The sequence below is a fragment of the Stenotrophomonas sp. FR012 genome, assembly GCF_047520565.2.
GTDB lineage: Bacteria > Pseudomonadota > Gammaproteobacteria > Xanthomonadales > Xanthomonadaceae > Stenotrophomonas > Stenotrophomonas sepilia.
The window spans coordinates 362,290-383,243 of record NZ_JAXBQL020000001.1 but is presented as its reverse complement, the minus strand read 5'-3'; the positions used below and the strand labels follow the sequence as shown (position 1 = coordinate 383,243).

Below are 20,954 nucleotides of genomic sequence, written 5' to 3'. Positions count from 1 at the left end.
GCAGCGGCGGCCGGCTCAAGGCAGTCTAGCCTGAGCCGCGGCCACCTCGTCATCGATCTGTGCGTGCAACGTGGCAGCCTTGCCAGCCAACGCAGCGCCCGCAGCGGCCTGGCCCGCCACTGCAGCCTGCCGCCAGGCCGGCAGCAGCACGTCATGGATGCGCGCGAAGCGTTGCAGCAGCATGTTGTCCTGGTCCTGCAGCAGCTGCCATTGACCGGCTTCCAGGCGGCGCAGCGAGGCCAGCCGGCGAAGATGGTCCAGCCGATGCGACAGCGCGGCCTGACCGGCGCTATCCAGCGTCGTCAGCCGCGACGCAGCCAGTTCGGCCCAGCCGTCCAGCGCCGCGGCCGCCGCGGAATGCTCAACGATGGCCATGGCCCGCAGCTGCATGTGCTGCTGCAGGTGCTGGGCCTGCTCACGCGCCTGCAGGGCCAGTACGCCCAGCTGCGACTGCAGCGCGTGCCCTTCTGCTTCGCGAGCGACATCGCGCCCCAGCAGCCGTCCCCACCAGCCTTCCTGCTGCCGGATCTGCGCCGGGTTGCCGGCCTGCAGGGCCAGCGCGATGCGCGCAAGCGCAGCAACCAGGCGCTCGCCCGCATCCGGTGGCAACGGCGTTTCGCGCCGCGCCAGCGCCTGCAGCAACGGCGCACCATAGTTGGCCAGCGCAGCGACATCGACCGTATCCGGCAGCATCGGTGGCGGCAGTGGCACGCGCGTGGTCACGGCAGCGGCGGCGGCTTCGGCGTGGATGCCGGCATGCCATCGCCGTCTTCCGGTGGCAATGACTCGCCGTAGAAGTGGCGCATCAGCGCCTCATCCAGCGCCCGCTCCTCCGGCGTCGCGGCGCGGCGCACGCGCGCGCGCTGCGCCACCACAGCGCTCGGCGTGCCCCGCTCGACCTGCTGTCGCGCCCAGCCGGCGAACGCGGCCAGGGTCTGCGACACCTGCACCTGCTGCGCCTGCGATGCCGCCAGCAGCTCCACCAGCGGCGCCAGGCCCGCCTGCAGGTCTTCGGCCAGGGCCGTGGCCGGCACGCTGGGGGCTGCCACGACCGGCGCCGGCGCGGCGGCGGGACGCGCCTCTGAAAGGCGATGCAGGGCCTCCAGCAGCGCCGGCCACGGCGCCGGGTCCGCAACGGGGATCGCTTCCGGCGCGGGCGATGGCAGCTGCAGCGCGGTGGCGATATCGGCCAGCTGCGCCACCACGCGCCCGCCGACATCGCTGTCGTCGGCACCCATGGCCTTGTTGCGCAGGAAGTCGCGCTTGATCTGCGCCCAGCGCTGCGCCTGCGTGTCATCCAGTACGCCGCGCAGTTCGGCCAGCTTCAACAGGTTCTCCTCGGCGCCGGTGGTCAGCAGCTGCGCCTCGCCCAGGTAGTGGTCGGAGATCAACTGCTGCAGTTCGTCCTCGTTCATCACCGGGGAGATCTTCTCGGCCAGCTTGTTCATGTTGCGGTAGCTGCCCTGCAGGCGGAATGGCGGCTCGGTGCGGTAGCGGTCGTCCTGTGCGGCGCTGGCGATGTACTGCTGGTTGACCCGGTAGACCACGTCGCGCACACGCAGCATGCGCTGCAGGGTGGCGGTGATCTCGTTGATCTCCGCGCTGCTGTAGGCGTGGCTGAGGCTGTTGGTCGAGACCTCCTTGCCCATCGCGCGGTCGACCAGCACATACAGGTCGGCCATGTCGCGCGTGGCCAGCGGCGCCAGCACCGGATTGGAGGTCAGGCTGTTCTCGATGTAGCTGAGGGTGAAGGCGGCCTCCATGCCACCGAGCACGTCACCGAGGTTGTAGATGTCGGCACGGTTGGCCAGCATGTCCGGAATCTTGAACACCTCGCCGGACTCGGTGTACGGGTTGCCGGCCATCACCACGCAGAACTTCTTGCCGCGCATGTCGTAGGTGCGTGTGCGACCGCGCCACACACCCTCGATACGGCGGGTGCCATCGCACAGCGAGATGAACTTCTGCAGGAACTCGGGATGGGTGTGCTGGATGTCGTCCACATACAGCATGGTGTTGTTGCCCATTTCCAGCGCCAGGTTGAGCTTCTCCAGCTCCTGCCGCGAGGTTGCGTCCGGTGCCTGGGCCGGGTCCAGCGAGCGCACCTCGTGGCCCAGCGCCGGGCCGTTGATCTTCATGAAGACCAGGCCCAGCCGGTGCGCCACGTATTCCATCAGCGTGGTCTTGCCATAGCCCGGGGGCGAAATCATCATCAGCAGGCCCATCAGATCGCTGCGCTTGTTCTCGCCGACCGTGCCCATCTGCTTGGCCAGGTTGTCACCGATCACGCCCAGGTAGACATCGTTGATCAACTTGTTGCGTACGAACGAGGACAGCGGCCGCGCCTTGAACTCGGAAAGCCGCAGGGTCTCGCGCTCGCGACCGATGATGCCCTGGCGCAGCGCCTGGTAGGCATGGAATGCTGGCACGAAATGACGCAGGTGCTGCTGCAGGCGCGCCAGGAAATCATCCAGCGATACCACCAGCGTGCCATTGCTGATGCGTGCGTGTTCACCCAGCAGGCCATTGACCTCCGCCTGCAGTGCGGCATCGCTGGTACGGGTGCGCAACTGGCGCTGCACCAGCAGCAACGCGGCGGCTTCGTCGACATAGCCGGCATGCTGGGCATGCGCCGGCATCCGCGCCACTGCGCGCAGCCACTGCCCAGCCAATGACCAACGCGTAGCCAGTGGATCCTGGCCGCGCTGCAGGGCACGCTCGACCGCCTCACGCTGCCCCGCCTGCTCCAGCTGCTGGGCCAATGCCTCCAGCAGCGCCACCGCGTGGCGGCTGCTGCTGAACACCGGATCGCCCGCCGCCAGTTCTTCGCCCAGATAGGCGGATGCAGCCTCCGCGGCATCGGCATCGAACGGCAACGCGTGGCACTGCGCATACGCCAGCAGCGTCTCGGCCATTTCTGTGCGCAACGCCAGACGCCCTTCGTCGGACCCCAGCAGGCGTGCCAGCGCCTCGGCGCCCACCTGCCGCGCCGGCCATTGCGCCACCGCTTCGCGCCGCTGCTCGGCGGCCCAGAACAGCAACGCCAGCGCACGCACCCGCGGTGCATGGCGCAGGCTGCCGGCCGCCTGCTGCAAAGGCAGCAGCGCACGCAGGATCAGTGCCGCATCGTGGTCATGGATGCCGCGCTCGTAGCCTTCGCGATAGCGTGGTGCGGCAAACGCACGCACGCGCTGATCCAGCGCTTCCGGGTTCGCGACGTCGTGCTGCAGCGCAGCCAGATCGAGGCCGTCGCGCCCCTCCTGCGCGGCCAGCAGCAGGCTGCCGGCCAGGTACTCGCCGCGATACAGCGTGGGCGATTCCGAGTCGAGGGTGACCGGCCAGAACGGCTTGAGTGCGTCCAGCTCCGGGTCGTGCAGGGTCTCCAGGAAGTCGGTGCCGGTCAGATGGATGGCCAACGTATCGCCACGCTGCAACAGGGTCAGGTCCAGTGCCTGCGTATTGACGCTGAAGCGATGGCGCGGGCCCAGCCGCACCACGTTGCCGCCGGCTTCGTACAGGTCACTGCGGTCGCGCAGCTGGCGCACCGCCTGGTCACGCACGCCCTTCAGCCGCGCCTCGATGTCGTCGGCCTTGACGTTGTCGTGCAGCGTGCGCAGGCGCTCGGCCAGCTCACGCAGCTTGAGGATCAGCGGATCGCCGGCAAAGAACGCGTTGAGCTCATCGGCGTTGGCGAAGCGCTCGGTGCGCCTGGCCAGGCCGTCGAGGATCCGATTGGCCGCATCCAGTACCGAACGCGCCTTGCGCTGGCGGTCATCCAGCAAGGCCTGCTTGTGCGTTTCGAAGGCCTCGACCAGCTCTTCGCGCTTGCTCAGGATGTCGCCGAGGAACTGCTCGTGTTCGCCGAACTGGCTCTCAAGTTCTTCCAGCTGGACCAGCAGGCGCGACAACTGCTCGTCGGCACGTTCGGGGTCGGTGGCCAGCGCCAGCGCGCTGGTGATCGACTGCGAGAACAGCGCGAACTGGGCGGCGAACTGCGCCACGGCCTCGGCCGAACCGAGTGACCTGCGGCGCTGGTCAGCACGCGCGCGCGCCTGGTTGAGGCGACCGTACAGCACCGAGATCGACTCGACCACGCGGGTGCGGGCAGTGGCATCGTCGACCTTCAGGCCGGCCATCAGCTCGGACAGCATGTCCAGGTCGGACGCCATGCCAAGCAGGCCTTCCAACTGCTCGTCCAGCTGGCGCGCCGTCTGTGCCTGCTGCGCGGCATCGTCCAGCGCCTGCAGGCGCGTGGCCAGCGGCGCCAGCGCCTCCTCGCCGGCGAGGAAGTCACCGGTGGCGGCGCCAACACGGTCCTGTGCCTCCACCAGTTCGACGGTCATCGCCTCGATGCGCGCGGTGTCGATGTAGCGCAGCTCGCGGAGGGTCAGCAGCCGCCCGCGCAATGCGGTGATCGCGTTGAGGGCCTCGACGAAGGCCTGCACCTCGCTCCAGTTCTGCGGTTGCAGCCGGCCCAGCAGCGCCTTGTGCGCGGCCTCGGCCTCCAGCATCGCCTGCGCTGACTGCTGGCGGATCGACTGCACCTTCTCGTACTCGTCCAGCACCGATTCGCCGGTGGCGCTGATCTGCCGCAGCAGGGCCTCGGCGCCATCGCAGGCCGCGTCGCCCAGCCAGTGGTGCGCATCGAACAGGCGCCGCGTATCGGCCACCAGTCGCTGGTAGCGCTGTACCGACACGTCCTGGCCTTCAATCTCGCGCGCCAGGTTGAACAGGTTGGAGATGCCGCGCACCAGCTCGGCGTTGCCGATGCGGCCCATGAACGTGTTGCCGGGCGGTCGGCTGGCGGCAAACTCGTCACTGCTGAACGGCGTCTGCCAGACCTGCATCGGATGGATGCGGGTCGGTTCGCTGCCCTCGGCATGGAACAGCACCATGCGCCCGTCCTGCATCAAGGCGTAGCCATGGCCGAACACCGGGTTCTGCAGCACGCGCTGGATGGTGTTGTAGACGAACAGCGCCGAGCGCCCGCCTTCGCGCTCGTAGAAGATGTACAGCACGTCCTCGCCGTTTGGCGAACGGATGCTGCGCTTGAACTGCATGCCGGCCATCGAGGCATCAAATGCCTTGTGCTCGCCGCCCTGCAGGTAATAGCCACCCGGGAAGATCACGCCATGGTCTTCAGGCAGCTGCACGCAGGCCTGCACGATCGCATCATTGCGCACGATGCCGCCGGTCAGCGTGTTGTAGATCAGGCCACGCCACTCCGTCTCGCGGTACGGCAGCACCTTCAGCAATACCAGCGAGCCGACCCGGGCGAACTCGAACTGGGCGTCGTCCAGCGACTGCGTGCTGTCCTCCACGGGTTCACTGTAGATGCCCTGTCCGGTTTCGGTGTTGTTTTCGACCTTGATGGTGAGGTCGCCACCGGTGGTCTCAACGAACAGGGTGTCGAGGATGTTCAGGTGCGAGTGGCGGCCGTTGACCGCGAGGTCGCGGGTCGCCCGGGTCCATTCGAAGTCGAACGGCGGCGGCAGGGCGATATCGCGCTCACCGCGCGCATCCAGGTAAGTCAGCTCGCCCTCGCGCGACAGCGCCCAGCGGAACACGCGCACGTCGCTGCTGCGCTCGCCGATCTGGAACGAGGCCAGCAGCTTGTCGCCGACCACGATCAGCTGCAGCAGGCGCGCGTGCTTGTAGTAGGCATACAGCTCGTTGAAATCGTGCACGAAGCCGGGCTGGTCGAGGAAGCTGCCCTTCAGTTCCAGCGCAGCGACGTCGTAGCCGTCGCTGCCCTGCACCAGCCGGTACAGGCCGAACACATCCTCGATGCGGGTCTGGGTCTTCAACCCGATGAACACGTTGTAGCCGAACAGCAGGCGGTCCGGGCCCACCTGCACGATGTCACGGCCGACGCAGTTGTTGTCGCTGCGGATGCGGAAGCGCCCGACCACCTCCAGGCGGCTGTCGCCGAACTCGGCCAGGCGCTGGCGGTTGAGCGTTTCGGCCAGGCCCTGCAGGCGCTGGCCCTGCTCGGCCAGGCGGCGGCGCAGGACTTCGTAGGCGCCGCCCTGGGCGACAGCCTGGTCGACGGTGCTGCCGCCGGCCTCCGGCGCAGTGGATTCGGCGGACGGATGGGTTTCAGACATCAGCAGGTTTCCGGCTCACGGGCGGACGGCCGCGGTTGCGGCCGGCGCGGGCGGGCGATGGCGGCGGCCATCGCCCGATGCATCAACGGGCGCTGTCGACCACGGTAGCCGACACGGTCGGTACCGCTTCGGCATCCTCGGCGATCTGGCGCGGCGCCGGTTCGGCCACGGCCACGCCCAGGTAGCGCTGCATCAGCTCCTGCACGATCGGGCTCTTGCCGGCGAAGCCTTCGATCGACTTGCCCAGCGACACCGCCTTGACCAGGTTCTCGAACATGCCGCCGTCGCCACCGACCAGGTCGATATCGGCGTTGCGCAGCGCGCTGGCGATGACATTGGCGTTCTCGCGCGAGACTTCCTTGCCGGCTTCGATCGAGGCCAGCGCCTGCTTCAGGCTGTTGTCCAGCATCATGCGGAACTCTTCATGGCCACGTGCCTGGTCACTCAGCGAGGCGATGGCTTCGAACTTGCGCACCAGGCCCTCGGCCTCGGCCAGCAGCTTCTTCTGCACCACGCCGGCTTCGGCATTGCCCAGCGACTCGGTGGCGGTGGCACGGGCCAGGCCCATCTTTTCCTCGCCCTGTGCCTGCGCCTGCAGGGTCTCGGCCAGCACGCGGGCTTCGTTGCTGCCCTGCTTCAGGCTGGCTTCGGCCTTGGCTTCGATCACGCGGGCCTCGGCAATGCCGACCTTCTCGATGGCCAGCGCCGAAGCTTCACGCACCTGCGCTTCGGCCAGGCCCGGCGCTGCCTGTTCGGCACGCAGGGCATCGGCCAACAGGCGCTTGGCTTCGGCCTGCTTGCCGGCCGCTTCATGCTCGGCCTGGGCCAGCGTGGTCAGTTCCACCGCGCGATGCTTTGAAGCGGTCTCGCGCGCCTGCGCTTCCTTGACTTCGCGCACCAGCGCTTCCTGCGCCTTGGCCTCGGCTTCCAGGATCAGCACCTGCTTCTGGCGGTCGGCCTCGGAGACTTCGCGCACTTCCTTGATGCGCTCCTCTTCCTGCGCCACGGTCTTGTCGATGGAGATGCGTTCACGGGTGATGTTGGCCACGTCCATCTTGCCCTGCTCGACCACCTTGTCACGCTCCACGCCCTGCAGCTGCACTTCACGATCGGTGGTGACCTGCTCCAGCTGGCGTGCGCGCTCCACGCGCTCGGCCTCGATGGCCACGGCACGCTGGCGGTTCTGCTCGGCCACTTCCACTTCGCGCAGGCGGTTCTGGTCGCGGATCTCGATCAGCTGCTGCGCTTCGATGCGGGCGTTCTCGGACAACTGGCGCTGCTCCTCCTGCACCTTGGCGGTCTCGGCCTCCTCGCGTGCGCGGATGGTCTCGATCTCACGCTTCTGCCGCGCTTCGGCTTCGGCCTGCTGGCGTTCCAGGGCCAGCAGCGCTTCGCGCGCTTCCACGTTCTTCTTGGTGATGGCGAGCTTCTCGTTCTGCTCCAGCTCGTTGGTCACCACGTTCTGCGCGGCGGTCAATTCGGTGATCTTGCGGATGCCCTGCGCATCGAGAATGTTGAACTGGTCCAGCAGCGATTTCGGGGTCTGCTCCAGGTAGTCGATCGCCACGTCCTCAAGGACATAGCCGTTCAGATCATTGCCGATCACCGCGATGATCTCGTCGCGGAACTCCTGGCGCTTCTCGAACAGTTCGGTGAAGTCGAACTTCTTGCCGACCGTCTTCAGCGCTTCGGAGAACTTGGCGTTGAACAGCTCGTCGACGGCATGCTTGTCCGATGCACGGTCGGCACCGATGGCCTTGGCCACCCGCAGCACGTCGGCCTGGGTCTCGTTGACCCGCAGGTAGAACGCCACGGCGATATCGGCACGCATGTTGTCGCGGCAGATCAGGCCTTCCTTGCCGCGGCGGTCGATCTGCAGCGTGATCAGGCTGATCCGCATCAGCTCGGCGCGGTACAGCACCGGGATGATCAGCGCACCGGTGAAGTGCACCTTGGGCGTGGAGCTCATGTCGTTGACGATCAGGGCCACGCCCTGGTCGACCTTGCGGTAGAAGGCCTTGAACAGGCCGGCCAGGCCGAGCAGTGCGACCAGCAGCACGGCTACGCCGATCAGGAAGGGGGCCATGGTTGCCAACGTCATCAGTGATTCTCCTTGTTGCCCGGAAGCAGGTTGTCCTGGAAGTCGAGGGCGACCGCGTCGGCGCGGACCACCCGGTAATGGTGTTGATCAGCCACGTGTTCGACCAGCACGATGCGCTCGCCACGCTGCAGTTCGATCTCGCTGCGCACCTGCAGCACCAGTCCGGCGCCGCCATCGTCGAAGGTGGCGTGACCGCTGCGGGCATCCACCTTCGGCGAGGCAACCACGCCGGTACGCCCCAGCAGCGAGGCCTGCGCCACCGGGCGCAGGCGCAGCAGGAACCTGCGGACGGGGCGCAGCAGCAGCGCGGTGAACGGCACCGCCGGCAACGGCGCCAGAAGGGCCACGACCGCACCGATCGCCCAGCGCAGCAGGTCCGGCAGCGGCAACAGCACGAACAGATGGACGAAATAGGTGACGATCCAGGCGAAGAAACCCAGCAGCGTCACCACAAGCATGAGGGGAACCCCACCCAGGCCCCAGCGCGCCAGCAGCGCGGACAGTCCCTGCAGCTCATGTGGGTCGCCATGCAGTGCCCCATCGGCGCCGGCATCGCCAAACCCGTCGTCGACCAGGCCGAAGGCCGCCAGTGCCCAATACAGCACCGCCACCGCCAGCACGATGCTGTACGGCAGGGTCGGGAAACCGAACACGACGGTGAGGAACTCCTGCATCGCTTGCCTTCCTGGGCTGTGGGCGGCGGCCGCCCGTTCGGGACGCGCCGGACGCGCCCCGTCGATCCCCGCGCCGGCCCTCATGGCAGGCGCGCTTGGGACCATCCTATGTGAAGAATGCGTGCAGGCTCAAATCCAGGTCCAGATCACGGCAAATAGTGACGACAATCACTCAAGAACCGTGCAATCGGCGCGGCGCACTTCCTCGACGAAAGTACGCATCCTGTAGCCGTCCTTGATGCCCGGCTCCAGTTCGATGCCGCTGGAGACATCCACGCCCCACGGCAGGGTGGCCAGCACCGCGTCGTAGACGTTTTCCGGGTTCAGGCCGCCGGCGAGCAGGAACGGGCGATGCAGGCCGGTCGGGATCCGGCCCCAGTCGAAGGCCACGCCGGTGCCGCCACCGCCGCCCGGGGCATGGCTGTCGAACAGGAAACCGGCGGCGCTGGGATAGCGCAGCTGCAGGGTGCGGGCGTTGATCTCTTCACGCCCGCCCATGGCGATCGCCTTCAGGTAGGGCATGTTGAAGCTGCGGCAGAAGCCCTCGTCTTCCTCGCCGTGGAACTGCAGCAGGGTCGGTCGTACCGTGCGCAGCACCTCGCGCACCTCTTCCTTGCTGTTGTTGCGGAACAGCGCCACCACGTCGACCATGGGCGCGATCGCCTGGCGCATCGCGCGCGCTTCGGCCGGAGCGACCCGGCGGCTGCTTTCACGGGCAAAGATGAAACCCACCGCGTCCACGCCCAGCTCACCGGCCAGGCGGACATCGCCGGCCCGGGTCATGCCACAGAACTTGATGCGTGTGCGGTAGTAGGAGCGGCTCATAGCGTGACCTCGGCGGGCAGGTGCCAGTTGTCGGGGTACAGGGGCCCAAGGAACACCAGGCCCTGCGGCGGTGCGGTGGGACCGGCTACGGTGCGATCGCGCCCGGCCAGCAGTTCGGCGATCCATTCCACCGGCTTCTCGCCACTGCCCACCAGGATCAGCGATCCGACGATATTGCGGACCATGTGATGAAGGAATGCATTGCCCTGCACGGCAACCTCGATCACCTCGCCCTGGCGGCTGACCTGCAGTGACTGCAGCTCACGCCGGGCGTGCAGCGCCTGGCACTGCACCGAACGGAACGCACTGAAGTCGTTCTCACCGAGCAGGGCCTGCCCGGCGGCGTGCATCAGGGTCTCGTCCAGCGCGCGGCGCTCCCAGCTCAAGGTCTGCCGGTCCAGCGCGGGCCGCACTTCGCGGTTGAGCAGGCGGTAGCGGTAGCGGCGTGCGCGCGCGGAGAAACGCGCGTGGAAATCCCCGGCCACCGGCACGCACCAGCGCACTGCGATCGAGCGCGGCAGGCGGGTGGTAGTGCCCAGCATCCACGCGCGCGGATCGCGCACCACGTCGGTATCGAAATGCACGACCTGGCACTGGCCGTGCACGCCGGCATCGGTGCGGCCGGCACAGACCACCTGCAGCGGCGAATCGGCCACCGACGACAGGGCCTGCTCAAGGCTGGCCTGCACGCTCGGGCCGCCCTCGCCCAGGTTCTGCCAGCCCCTGAAATCGCTGCCGTCGTACTCGACGCCAAGCGCGTAACGCATGTGCTACCTCAGATATTGCGGGAGGGGCGGCGCTCAGGCCGGATCGCGTTCGGACCACACCGCCAGTTCGTTGCCACCGGGCTCGACGAACTGGAAACGGCTGCCGCCGGGGAAGGAAAACACCGGCCGCACGATCTCACCGCCAGCGTCAAGCACCGCCGTTTCGATCGGTGCCAGCTGGTCAGCGTACAGCACCAGCAGTGGCGCACCGGCATCGCTGGCCCGCAGCGGCTGGCCGCGGAAGAAGCCGCCCTGCAGGCGGCCGTCGTCGAACGCGGTGTAGTCGCTGCCATAGTCTACGAACGACCAGCCGAACGCCTTCTCGAAGAAAGCGCGGCTGGCCGCAGGATCCGTGGAAGCGAATTCAACGTAGTCGATGCGGCGCTCGCGGCTCATGACGGGGTCCTTGTCGGCAGGGTCGATCACGGCAGGCGGGCCAGCAGTTCGCGGGCCTGGGCCTGGCAGTGCAGGTCGCCGCCCTCGGCCACTTCCTGCAGCAACGTACGCGCGGTCTGGGCATCGCCCAGGTCGAGGTAGGCGATGGCCAGCTCAAGGCGCTCCTGCCCGGCGCGCGGCGCCCAGCCGGCATCGCCGGCCGGCGCCGCAGTACCGTCTTCATGCGGCGCTGCGGCCAGCGCGTCGTGCGGCGCTGCGCCTGAAGCCTCGCCGTCAGGGTGCTCGGCCGGCAGGTCGAACACGCCGCGGAACTGCGGCTGCTGTTCGGCGTGCAGCGCGTAGTCCGGCACTGCCACCTCGCCGGGGGCCGCCTGCGCGAGCGGCTCATCCTGCGCGGCGGCGGCCGGCGCGGGATCCTCCTGCGTGAGCACCGGCTCGTCCCAGCGCGGCAGGTCGGTCACTGCCTCGGGCAGCTCCACCACTTCGTCATCGCGCAGCGTCTGCGCCTGCCAGTCAGCCTGGGCGGCGACGTCGGCGACCGGTTCGGCAGCCACGTCATCCTGCCCCCCGGTTTCGCTCGCCCAAGCCGGCATCGCCGGCTCCTGGCGGCCCGCTTCGGGCACCACCGACGACCACGAGGACTGCTCGGCCAGGGTATCCAGCGCCGCGCCCGCCGGTACCGCAGCGGTCAGACCGGCGGCATCGTCTTCGTCGCGCAGCGGCGGCAGCGGCGATGGCTTGCGACGACGCAGCAGCCAGGCTGCACCGGCCGCCAGCAGCAGCACCGGCAGCCCCAGCCAGTACCACGGCGTTGCCGCATCGCGGGTATCCGGTACCTGTGCCAGGCGCTGCTGCGCGGCGGCCAGGTCGTTGTCCTTCATCGCGATCAGCGACTGCTGCTGTTCCTTGAGTTTTTCCAGGTCGGCGACGCGCTGCTTCAGCTCGCCAATCTCGGCATCGCGGGTCGCGATGTCCTCGCGTGCCTGGCGCAGTTGTTCGTTGCCCAGCATGTCACCCTCGCTGCCGGCTCCAGTGCCGGTGGTTGTGCCCGCGCGCGCGGCGTCGGAAGCCAGCGCCGGGGCGATTTCAAGTCGTGCCCCATTGGCCGCGGCCGGGGAAGAAGCGTTCGTGGTTGCCGCCGCGGCCACCGGGGCGACGGTACCCGCCGGTTGCGGCACGGTGCGCGCCTGCCGCCACTGCGCGGCATGCTCGCGCACCAGCACTGCGGCCTCGGCGGCATCGACCGCCGCCAGTGCATCGCTGCCGGGCATGCGCAGTACGGCGCCTTGCTTGAGCAGGTTGACGTTGCCGCGGATGAAGGCCTCCGGGTTGGCCCGCAGCAGGGCGATCATCGCGCGGTCGCGGCTGACCTGGTTGCCGCGGGCCACCGCGCTGGCGATCTGCGACAGGGTCTGCCCACGCTGGACGATGACGCTGCCATCGGCTGCCTGCGCGGCAGCGGGTGCAGCCCCTGCCCGCGGGCGAGCCGATGCAGGTGCCGGCGCTGCCGCAGTGGACGGCGCAGGTGCGCTTGCGTTCTCCGCAGCGGCCGGTGCCGGTGCAACATCACGGACGATGGTGTTGGAGAGGGTACCTGCCGGCGCGACGATTTCCGGTTCGGCCACCGCCAGTGCGCTGGAGGGCGCATCAACCAGTGCCGAGTATTCGCGCACCAGGCGGCCCTGGCCCCAGTCGGCCTCGATCAGGAAGCTCAGCGACGGGGTTTCGACCGGCGTCTGCGAGGTCACCCGCACCACCGCCCTACCCTGCGCATTGCGGGTCAGTTCGAACTGCAGCTCGCTGACCAGCCCGGCCGGCCGCTGCAGGCCGACGCGTTCGAAGGTGACCGCAGAGGCCAGCGCGACGCGCAGGTTCTCCAGTTCGGATGGATCGGCCGAGACTACCGGGATTTCGGCCAGCAGGGGCTGGCCCGGCTTGGACAGGACACGGATGTCACCCAAGCCCAGGGCAAGCGCCGAACTGCTGGCCAGGGCCAGCAGCGCGGTGGAAAGATAGAGGAGCGGGCGCTTTGCGCCCCTGGCCCGTTTATTCATGGGCGACACTATAAAGCGTGCGCACCGGGGTCCGCACGCACCGAGGGGACCTTCGGTAGCGCCGGCCGCTGGCCAGCAGACACGCACGTCCACACATCACGGCAATGCCGGCCAGCGGCCGGCACTACCGGTGAGGCAACCGCTGTGATCAGCGCTGCTCGGCGGCGACCAGCTCGGCCAGCTGCACGGCGTTCAGGGCAGCGCCCTTGCGCACGTTGTCCGACACGATCCACAGGTTCAGGCCACGCGGGTGCGACAGGTCCTCGCGGATGCGGCCGACGTACACCGCGTCCGTGCCCGAGGCGTGGGTGACCGGGGTTGGGTAACCACCGGCCTCGTGACGATCCACCACTTCGATGCCCGGCGACTGCTCCAGCAGCGCGCGCGCTTCAGCGACGGTGACCTTGTCGCGGGTCTCGATCGCCACCGACTCGGAGTGGCCGTAGAACACCGGCACGCGCACCGCGGTCGGGTTCACCAGGATGCTGTCGTCACCGAGGATCTTGCGGGTTTCCCAGATCAGCTTCATCTCTTCCTTGGTGAAGCCGTTGTCCTGGAAGTCGTCGATGTGCGGGATCAGGTTGAAGGCGATCTGCACCGGGAAGCGCTGCGGATCGATCTCCTGGAAGCTGAGCAGCTGGCCAGTCTGCTTGCCCAGCTCCTCGGTGGCCGAACGACCACCGCCGGACACCGACTGGTAGGTGGAGACGTTGATGCGCTCGATGCCGTACTTGCGGTGCAGCGGCGCCAGCGCCACCAGCATCTGCATGGTCGAGCAGTTCGGGTTGGCGATGATGCCGCGCGGACGGTTGGCGACCTGTTCCGGGTTGACCTCGGACACCACCAGCGGCACGTCATCGTCGTAACGGAAGGCCGAGGAGTTGTCGATCACCACCGCACCGGCGGCGGCGAACTTCGGTGCGTATTCCTTGGACACGCTGCCGCCCGCCGAGAACAGCGCGATCTCGACACCGGTCGGATCGAAGGTGGCCAGGTCCTGGACCTTGACCTTCTGGCCGTTGAATTCAATCTCGCCACCGGCCGAACGCTCGGAGGCGAGGACGCTCAGGGTGCCAACCGGGAAATCACGCTCGGCCAGGATCGACAACATGGTCTCGCCAACGGCGCCGGTGGCACCGACGACGGCGACGTGGAAACTGCGCTGTGCATTGCTCATGGGGAACTCTCACGAAAACGGGAATGGGGGAAAACACGCACGACAGCTGGGTTCGGGGAACCTCCTCAAGCGGGGCGCGCGGAGGTTCCCTATCGTTTCCCGATTTTTTTGCCCAGCGTCACGCGCGCGGCCATCGCCGCGTCAGCGTTGATCGCGCTCGGCATGCGCGACGGGCCGCCGTCCAGGCCGAGCCCGGCAGCCAGATTATCCACGGCCAGCTGTACCATCGCCGTGCGCGTGGCCAGCGAGGCGCTGCCGATATGCGGCGTGAGCACCACGTTGCGCAGCGCCAGCAGCTCCGGGCGCACCTTCGGCTCGCCCTCGTACACATCCAGGCCAGCGGCCGCCAGGTGGCCGTTGGCCAGTGCGTCGGCCAGCGCCAGTTCGTCGACGATGCCGCCGCGGGCGATGTTCACCAGGGTTGCCGTCGGCTTCATCTTCCCCAGCGCAGCCGCATCGATGATGTGATGCGAGGCCGGCGTGTAGGGCAGCACCGTTACCAGATGGTCGGACTGTGCCAGCAGCGTATCCAGGTCCACGTAGGTCGCGCTGAGCGACGCCTCGGTATCGGCCGGCAACCGTGAACGGTTGTGGTACAGCACCTTCATGCCGAAACCGTGCGCGCCGCGGCGGGCGATGCCCTGGCCGATGCGGCCCATGCCAAGGATGCCCAGCGTGCTGCCATGGACATCCGCGCCCAGCATGGTCTGGAACGACCACTGCTGCCACTGCCCTTCACGCAGCCAGCGCTCGGACTCAGTGATCCGGCGCGCGGTTGCCATCAGCAGCGCGAAACCGAGATCGGCGGTGGTTTCGGTCAACACGTCCGGCGTGTTGCTGGCCAGGATGCCGGCCGCGCTGAGCGCGTCGACATCCAGGTTGTTGTAGCCGACGCCGACATTGGCGATCACCTTCAGCTGCGTGGCATCGGCTACCTGGGCCGCACCGATGCGCTCGTTGAGGGTGATGATCGCGCCGTCGGCGCTGGCCAGCTGTGCGGCGATCTGGTCCGGCGACCAGGCGGTGACGGTGTCGGTGCTGCGCAGCTGCACGCGATCGCGCAGCGGCGCGATGGCCGCCTCGATCAGCGGCTGGCTCACCCACACGGTCGGCCGCGTGTCAGCCATCGATCTGCCCGGGAATGCGCGGGGTGATCGTGCCGACATCGCCGCACTGCGCGCGATGACGCAGCGCCTGGTCCATCAGCACCAGCGCCACCATCGCCTCGGCGATGGGCGTGGCGCGGATGCCGACGCAGGGATCGTGGCGGCCGGTGGTGACCACCTCGACCACGTTGCCGTCCGTATCCAGCGACGGGCCCGGCAGGCGCAGGCTGGACGTCGGCTTCAGGGCGATCGACGCAACGACCGGCTGGCCGGTGGAGATGCCACCGAGGATGCCGCCGGCATGGTTGCTGGCGAAGCCCTGCGGCGTCAGCAGGTCACGGTGCTCGGTGCCCTTCTGCGCGGCGCTGGCGAATCCGTCGCCGATCTCCACGCCCTTCACCGCATTGATGCTCATCAGCGCAGCGGCCAGTTCGCCGTCAAGCTTGCCGTAGATCGGCTCGCCCCAGCCCGGCGGCACGTTGTCGGCGACCACGTCCACGCGCGCACCGACCGAGTCGCCAGACTTGCGCAGCGCATCCATGTACGCCTCCAGCTCCGGCACCTGTGCGGCGTGCGGCCAGAAGAACGGATTGTCTTCCACCGCCGACCAGTCGAAACCGGCCGGGGTGATGTCGCCCAGCTGCGACAGGTAGCCACGCACGGTAACGCCGAAACGCTCGGCCAGCCACTTCTTGGCGACCACGCCGGCGGCCACGCGCATGGTGGTCTCGCGTGCCGAGGAACGGCCACCGCCACGCGGATCGCGGATGCCGTACTTGTGCCAGTAACTGTAGTCGGCATGGCCCGGGCGGAACTGCTGGCCGATATTGGCGTAATCCTTGCTGCGCTGGTCGGTGTTGCGGATCAGCAGCGCGATCGGGGTGCCGGTGGTCAGGCCCTCGTATAGGCCGGACAGGATCTCGACCTCGTCGGCCTCGCGCCGCGCGGAAGTGTGCCGGCTCTTGCCAGTCGCACGGCGCTGCAGGTCGTGGGCGAATTCGGCCGCGTCCAGCGCCAGCCCCGGAGGGCAGCCATCAATCACGCAGCCTATGGCCGGCCCGTGCGACTCGCCGAACGTGGTGACGGTGAACAGCTTGCCGAACGAATTGGAGCTCACGGGCGCTGCGCCGCCAGTTCGGTGATGCGTGCGCTGTGGGCGATCAGCTCGCGGCATTCGACCGCGAAGATGCCCATCTGGCCGACCTTGAACTCGATCCAGGAAAAATCGACTTCCGGCAGCAGCTTGACCAGATGCTGTTCGGACTCACCCACTTCACAGATCAGCAGACCGTCTTCGCTCAGGTGCAGCGGGGCATCGCGCAGGATCTTCAGCACCAGGTCCAGGCCATCGTCACCGGCACGCAGGCCCATTTCCGGCTCGTAGGAATACTCCTGCGGGAGGGCATCAGTCTCGTCGTTGGTGACGTACGGCGGGTTGGTGACGATCAGGTCGTAGTGGCGGCCGGTCAGGCCATTGAACAGGTCCGACTTGATCAGGGTGACGTTGTGCGCCTGCAGGCGCTCCTTGTTCTCCTCGGCCAGCGACAGTGCGTCGTCACTCAGGTCGACGCCGTCCACTTCCCAGTTCGGGTAGTAGTGGCCCATGGCGATGGCGATGCAGCCCGAACCGGTGCAAAGATCCAGCGCGCGGCTGACATCGCGGCCGGCCAGCCACGGTTCGAAACCACATTCGATCAGTTCGGCGATCGGCGAGCGCGGCACCAGCGCGCGCGTGTCACTCTTGAAGCTCAGGCCGGCGAACCAGGCCTCACCGGTCAGGTAGGCAGCGGGGATGCGTTCGTCGATGCGACGCTGGAACAGTTCCAGCACGCGCAGCTTTTCGGCCCGCAGCAGGCGTGCCTGGCCGTAGGCCGGGCCGAGGTCGTGCGGCAGGTGCAGGCTGTGCAGCACCAGCTGGGTCGCCTCGTCCAGCGCATTGTCGTAGCTGTGCCCGAAGGTCAGCCCGGCTTCGTTGAAACGGCTGGTGCCGTAGCGGATCAGATCGATGATCGTGTGGAGTTCGGCGGCCGTTTCAGCGGTCATGGCGGTACTGCGCGCAAAGTGGCCCCCGATTATAGGGGCTGGCGCCCGCGGCAGCATCCGTTGCGGCGGAAACGATCGGGCCGCAGCCGGTATGATGGAGCCCATTTCGCGTGGGAGCCCCCATGTTCAATCGCAATGCCGGCATCATCCTGCTGATCGCCCTGGCGGCGGGGCTTGGCCTGCTCGCCGCCCAGCACGTGTTCGCGCCGAAGCCGCCGGCCAACGCCCCGGCCACCGAAGCGATCACCCTGTACCCGCAGCCGCGTGAACTGCCCGACTTCAACCTGGCCCAGTCCGACGGCACCCGCCTGATCCCGGGCGAACTGAAGGGCCACTGGACCCTGGTGTTCCTGGGCTTCACCTTCTGCCCGGACGTCTGCCCGACCACCCTGGCCGAGCTGGCCGGCGCGCAGAACCAGTGGGAGGCCCTGCCCGATGGCCTGCGCCCGCGCGTGCTGTTCATCTCGGTCGACCCGGACCGCGACAGCGCCACCCGCCTGGGCGAGTACGTGCACGGCTTCCACAAGGACACCCTGGCCGCCACCGCCGATATCCCCTCGCTGGAGCGCTTCGCCACCTCGCTGGGTTTCGTGTTCCAGAAAGTGCCGGGCAAGCATTTCGACGAAAACCCCGAGGATTACACCGTCGAGCATTCGGCCAGCCTGGCCGTGCTCGACCCGCAGGGCCGCCTTGCCGGCCTGGTGCGCCCCCCGTTCAATGCGCCGGCGATCGCCCGCGACCTGCAGAAGCTGACCGAGAAAACCGCCCCATGAGCCTCACCACCGCCCTGACGTACGCCCTGCCCCATCGCCTGCTGTCCTCGATGGCACGCTCGCTGGCGTACTCGGACGATCCGCGCGTGTCGCGCTGGCTGATCGACACCGTCACCCGCAAGTTCAACGTCAACCTGGACGAAGCGGCCAACCCGGACCCGCGCAGCTATGCCACCTTCAACCAGTTCTTCACGCGTGCGCTGAAGCCGGGCGCGCGCGTGGCCGATGCCGATCCGCGCAGCCTGGTGATGCCGGCCGACGGCCGCATCAGCCAGCTGGGGAAGATCGAGGCCGGCCGCATCTTCCAGGCCAAGGGCCAGTCGTTCACCGCCGCCGAGCTGCTGGGCAGCGACGAGGATGCCAAGCCGTACAACGACGGTCTGTACGCCACCGTGTACCTGTCGCCGCGCGACTACCACCGCGTGCACATGCCGTGGACCGGCACCCTGCGTGAAACCGTGCACGTGCCAGGACGCCTGTTCAGTGTCGGTCCTGCGGCCGTCAACGGGGTGCCGCGCCTGTTCGCCCGCAACGAGCGCCTGGTCTGCCACTTCGACACCAGCTTCGGCCCGATGGTCAGCGTGATGGTCGGCGCGCTGCTGGTATCCGGCGTGGAAACCGTGTGGAGCGGCGAGGAGATCCCGGCCTACGGCGATCGCATCACCCGCAAGGACTACCGCGGCCAGGGCATCAAGCTGGAGCGGTTCGCCGAGATGGCACGCTTCAATTACGGCTCGACCGTGGTGGTGCTGCTGCCGCCGGGCGTAGCCGAATTCGCCCCGCAGCTGGGCGCCGAGAGCCCTGTGCAGCTGGGCCAGGCCCTGGCAAAGCTGCGCTGACCGTAGATCCACGCGACGCGTGGATGGATTCAACGAAATGCCGGCCAGCGGCCGGCACTACCGGGTCCGTAGAGCCGAGCACGGGCTCGGCTCTACAGTCAGAAGCGGATTACTGCAGGACCGGTGCTGGGCCGACGTCCATGCCGTCGTAGTCTTCCACGCCGTGCTCCGCCGCCAGCGCCGCGAATTCCTGGTTGCGGCGGTCCAGCGAGGCTTCGTCGTGGATTTCCACCCGCTCCACGTGCAGCACGTGGAACGAGGCGTCGCCCTCTTCCGGTTCCTGCTCGAACAGTTCCACGAACGTGTAGCCCTGCGCCTGCAGGTGCTGGGCCAGCGCCTGCAGCGGCTCGGCACTGGCGTGGACGAAGAAATACCCCCACAGCAACGGGCCGTTGATGTCCCAGTCGGTGTTCTCGCGGAGGTTGGCGAACAGGTTGCGGGTGTCTTCGAGATCCATGCGGGTTCCAGGGGTCGGGGGAATTACTTGTCGCAGCCCTGCAGCTTCAGCGTCTGGCCGTGGCGCAGGCTGTAGGCCGGTGCCTTCAGGCCGTTGGCGCGGGCCAGGGTCGGCACGTCGCACTGGAACTTCGCCGCGATGGCGCCCAGGGTCTCGCCCTTGCCCACCTTGTGGCTGCGCACCGGCTTCGGCCGGGCGGTCGGCGCCGGGCGCGGTGCCGCCACTGCAGCCACCGGTGCGGTCGGCACGCTGGTGGATGCAGCCGCGTCGGCCACCGGCACCACACCACCCACCGCCACGCTGCCGGTATAGCTCGCCGCGGTCGGGCGCTTGATCGCCGCGTTGAGATCAGCGGTGATCAGCGTGCGGGCGAGGTCGGCACGCGGACCACTGACACAGTTGCGCTGGTACAGGCCGGCGATGCGGGTGGTGGCGTTGATCAGCGTACCGGCCGGAATCCAGCCATCGGCCTCATAGCGCGGGTTGAGGTTGCGCAGCGCACGCATGTAGCCATCGCGGGTACCGTGGCTGCCCAGGCAGATGGTCAATTCATAGATTGTGGTGGACTTTGCCAGCCGCAGCGTGGCCGGCTGCGCGCTGATCTTCGGGAACTCCACGCCGTACTGCTGCGGGTGCAGGAAGATCCAGGCCGCGGCAATCACCATCGGCACGTAGTCCTTGGTCTCGCCCGGGAACTGGTTGTAGACACTGTCGGTCCAGAAGCTCTGGCCGGCGCTCTGCTTGAACACGCGCGCGGCACGGCCTTCGCCACCGTTGTAGGCGGCCACCGACATTTCCACGTTGTTGTTCAGTTCGCGCAGGCGCTCGTTGAGGTAGCTGGCGCTGGCTTCAGCGGCGCTGCGCGCGTCGAAGCGGGTATCGAAGCCGGTGCCGTCCGGGCCCAGGCCGAAACGGCGGCCGGTGGCCGGCATGAACTGCATCAGGCCGGCGGCGCCGGCGCGCGAGGAAGCATGCACACGGCCGTTGGATTCCTTGGCCATGATCCCGAACAGCAGCGCCTCGGGCAGGCCGCGCTTTTCCCACTCCGGCCACATCACCGCGCGCAGGTTCTGGTAATTCTCGTAGCTGGTCAGCAGCGCCGGTCGCATGTCGGTCAGCCAGCGACGGATGCCGGCCTGCACCGCCGGGTTGTACTCGACCATGCTGTCGAAGGCGTGCCGTTTGTCGTTCAACAGCGCGGCAGCGCGCGCGGCCTCGGGCACGTCGGCGGTGAGCGGCCCGATGTGGTCCGGGTCGGCTTCCAGGCGATCACCGCCCTCGTCGGCCACGTCATCGCTGGCGGCGGCATCGGCGTCGTGCTTGAGCAGCCGCTTGTAGCTGGCCAGCAGGGTCCCCATCTGGCAGCCCTTCTGCTTCACGCAGTCGTTGAGGACATCTTCCATGTCCTCCAGCGCGGCATCGGCCTCGTTGCTGCCCTTGGGATCGGCATTGGCGACCAGCAGCAGGGCGTCGCCGTAGCGCTTCTCGGCGGCGGTCATGCGCTGCTGCAGCGCATCCACCTTCACCTTGTCCCGGGCCGAAACCCGCTGTGCGTGGGCGTCGGGCGCCAGGGAAACCAGGCCGGCCAGGGCCAGCAGCGGCCAACCGCGGGAAATCAGGACAGGAACGGGCATT

Annotated in this window: 16 protein-coding genes; 2 read left to right on the top strand and 14 right to left on the bottom strand. The window is 68.1% G+C overall.

Annotated features, from left to right (window positions below; translation table 11 throughout):
- Window positions 1–15: 15 nt before the first annotated feature.
- The 12 genes from ACM0O9_RS01830 to prmB all read right to left on the bottom strand — a co-directional run bounded on the left by ACM0O9_RS01830 (window position 16) and on the right by prmB (window position 17,250).
- Entirely contained in the window at window positions 16–723 is a 708-nt protein-coding gene (locus ACM0O9_RS01830; RefSeq protein ID WP_235649404.1) for a hypothetical protein, read from the bottom strand.
- The gene (locus tag ACM0O9_RS01825; protein WP_414603975.1) at window positions 720–6,107 is read right to left on the bottom strand and encodes a DNA repair ATPase; all 5,388 of its coding nucleotides are present in this window, start codon (window positions 6,105–6,107) and stop codon (window positions 720–722) included. The genes ACM0O9_RS01830 and ACM0O9_RS01825 overlap by 4 nt, the downstream gene beginning before the upstream one ends.
- An 82-nt stretch (window positions 6,108–6,189) precedes the next feature.
- On the bottom strand, window positions 6,190–8,208 hold the full coding sequence (locus ACM0O9_RS01820) for a hypothetical protein (protein ID WP_005417967.1): 2,019 nt from the start codon (window positions 8,206–8,208) through the stop codon (window positions 6,190–6,192).
- Window positions 8,208–8,882 carry an OB-fold-containig protein gene (locus tag ACM0O9_RS01815; protein WP_065179159.1) on the bottom strand — a complete coding sequence of 225 codons (675 nt, stop codon included), beginning with the start codon at window positions 8,880–8,882 and terminating at the stop codon, window positions 8,208–8,210. The genes ACM0O9_RS01820 and ACM0O9_RS01815 overlap by 1 nt, the downstream gene beginning before the upstream one ends.
- 168 nt (window positions 8,883–9,050) lie before the next feature.
- The gene (locus ACM0O9_RS01810; RefSeq protein ID WP_053500245.1) at window positions 9,051–9,707 is read right to left on the bottom strand and encodes a phosphoribosylanthranilate isomerase; all 657 of its coding nucleotides are present in this window, start codon (window positions 9,705–9,707) and stop codon (window positions 9,051–9,053) included.
- A complete protein-coding gene (gene truA, locus ACM0O9_RS01805) occupies window positions 9,704–10,474 on the bottom strand; it encodes a tRNA pseudouridine(38-40) synthase TruA (protein WP_053500246.1) in 771 nt (256 codons plus the stop codon). Before truA ends, ACM0O9_RS01810 begins: the two co-directional genes overlap by 4 nt.
- A 33-nt stretch (window positions 10,475–10,507) precedes the next feature.
- Window positions 10,508–10,870 (bottom strand): VOC family protein, encoded by a 363-nt coding sequence (locus ACM0O9_RS01800; protein WP_005417973.1) that lies wholly within the window; start codon window positions 10,868–10,870, stop codon window positions 10,508–10,510.
- A gap of 26 nt (window positions 10,871–10,896) precedes the next feature.
- A complete protein-coding gene (locus tag ACM0O9_RS01795) occupies window positions 10,897–12,924 on the bottom strand; it encodes a FimV/HubP family polar landmark protein (protein WP_235649406.1) in 2,028 nt (675 codons plus the stop codon).
- Between the two features lie 148 nt (window positions 12,925–13,072).
- The gene (locus ACM0O9_RS01790; protein WP_053500248.1) at window positions 13,073–14,101 is read right to left on the bottom strand and encodes an aspartate-semialdehyde dehydrogenase; all 1,029 of its coding nucleotides are present in this window, start codon (window positions 14,099–14,101) and stop codon (window positions 13,073–13,075) included.
- A gap of 89 nt (window positions 14,102–14,190) precedes the next feature.
- Entirely contained in the window at window positions 14,191–15,228 is a 1,038-nt protein-coding gene (locus ACM0O9_RS01785) for a 2-hydroxyacid dehydrogenase (protein ID WP_235649407.1), read from the bottom strand.
- On the bottom strand, window positions 15,221–16,324 hold the full coding sequence (gene aroC / locus ACM0O9_RS01780) for a chorismate synthase (protein ID WP_235649408.1): 1,104 nt from the start codon (window positions 16,322–16,324) through the stop codon (window positions 15,221–15,223). Before aroC ends, ACM0O9_RS01785 begins: the two co-directional genes overlap by 8 nt.
- Window positions 16,321–17,250, bottom strand: a complete 930-nt coding sequence (prmB, locus tag ACM0O9_RS01775) for a 50S ribosomal protein L3 N(5)-glutamine methyltransferase (protein WP_053500256.1) — start codon at window positions 17,248–17,250, stop codon at window positions 16,321–16,323. The genes aroC and prmB overlap by 4 nt, the downstream gene beginning before the upstream one ends.
- 122 nt (window positions 17,251–17,372) lie before the next feature.
- Here prmB and ACM0O9_RS01770 point away from each other — a divergent pair, with 122 nt between their 5' ends.
- Together ACM0O9_RS01770 and asd are read left to right on the top strand one after the other, a co-directional pair.
- Window positions 17,373–18,023 carry an SCO family protein gene (locus ACM0O9_RS01770; RefSeq protein WP_065185509.1) on the top strand — a complete coding sequence of 217 codons (651 nt, stop codon included), beginning with the start codon at window positions 17,373–17,375 and terminating at the stop codon, window positions 18,021–18,023.
- Window positions 18,020–18,862: an archaetidylserine decarboxylase gene (asd, locus tag ACM0O9_RS01765; RefSeq protein ID WP_053501139.1), complete on the top strand. Its 843-nt coding sequence runs from the start codon at window positions 18,020–18,022 to the stop codon at window positions 18,860–18,862. The genes ACM0O9_RS01770 and asd overlap by 4 nt, the downstream gene beginning before the upstream one ends.
- 109 nt (window positions 18,863–18,971) lie before the next feature.
- Here asd and ACM0O9_RS01760 read toward each other — a convergent pair whose 3' ends face one another.
- Together ACM0O9_RS01760 and ACM0O9_RS01755 are read right to left on the bottom strand one after the other, a co-directional pair.
- A complete protein-coding gene (locus tag ACM0O9_RS01760) occupies window positions 18,972–19,319 on the bottom strand; it encodes a ribonuclease E inhibitor RraB (protein ID WP_139727428.1) in 348 nt (115 codons plus the stop codon).
- 23 nt (window positions 19,320–19,342) lie between these two features.
- Window positions 19,343–20,953, bottom strand: a complete 1,611-nt coding sequence (locus ACM0O9_RS01755; RefSeq protein ID WP_414603976.1) for a transglycosylase SLT domain-containing protein — start codon at window positions 20,951–20,953, stop codon at window positions 19,343–19,345.
- Window position 20,954 lies beyond the last annotated feature (1 nt).

Bases quoted from the DNA above. Each gene is read 5' to 3' on its own strand.
- ACM0O9_RS01825 (WP_414603975.1), bottom strand. From the start codon at position 6,107: ATGTCTGAAACCCATCCGTCCGCCGAATCCACTGCGCCGGAGGCCGGC.
- ACM0O9_RS01820 (WP_005417967.1), bottom strand. From the start codon at position 8,208: ATGACGTTGGCAACCATGGCCCCCTTCCTGATCGGCGTAGCCGTGCTG.
- ACM0O9_RS01815 (WP_065179159.1), bottom strand. From the start codon at position 8,882: ATGCAGGAGTTCCTCACCGTCGTGTTCGGTTTCCCGACCCTGCCGTAC.
- ACM0O9_RS01810 (WP_053500245.1), bottom strand. From the start codon at position 9,707: ATGAGCCGCTCCTACTACCGCACACGCATCAAGTTCTGTGGCATGACC.
- truA (WP_053500246.1), bottom strand. From the start codon at position 10,474: ATGCGTTACGCGCTTGGCGTCGAGTACGACGGCAGCGATTTCAGGGGC.
- ACM0O9_RS01800 (WP_005417973.1), bottom strand. From the start codon at position 10,870: ATGAGCCGCGAGCGCCGCATCGACTACGTTGAATTCGCTTCCACGGAT.
- ACM0O9_RS01795 (WP_235649406.1), bottom strand. From the start codon at position 12,924: ATGAATAAACGGGCCAGGGGCGCAAAGCGCCCGCTCCTCTATCTTTCC.
- ACM0O9_RS01790 (WP_053500248.1), bottom strand. From the start codon at position 14,101: ATGAGCAATGCACAGCGCAGTTTCCACGTCGCCGTCGTCGGTGCCACC.
- ACM0O9_RS01785 (WP_235649407.1), bottom strand. From the start codon at position 15,228: ATGGCTGACACGCGGCCGACCGTGTGGGTGAGCCAGCCGCTGATCGAG.
- prmB (WP_053500256.1), bottom strand. From the start codon at position 17,250: ATGACCGCTGAAACGGCCGCCGAACTCCACACGATCATCGATCTGATC.
- ACM0O9_RS01770 (WP_065185509.1), top strand. From the start codon at position 17,373: ATGTTCAATCGCAATGCCGGCATCATCCTGCTGATCGCCCTGGCGGCG.
- asd (WP_053501139.1), top strand. From the start codon at position 18,020: ATGAGCCTCACCACCGCCCTGACGTACGCCCTGCCCCATCGCCTGCTG.
- ACM0O9_RS01760 (WP_139727428.1), bottom strand. From the start codon at position 19,319: ATGGATCTCGAAGACACCCGCAACCTGTTCGCCAACCTCCGCGAGAAC.
- ACM0O9_RS01755 (WP_414603976.1), bottom strand. From the start codon at position 20,953: ATGCCCGTTCCTGTCCTGATTTCCCGCGGTTGGCCGCTGCTGGCCCTG.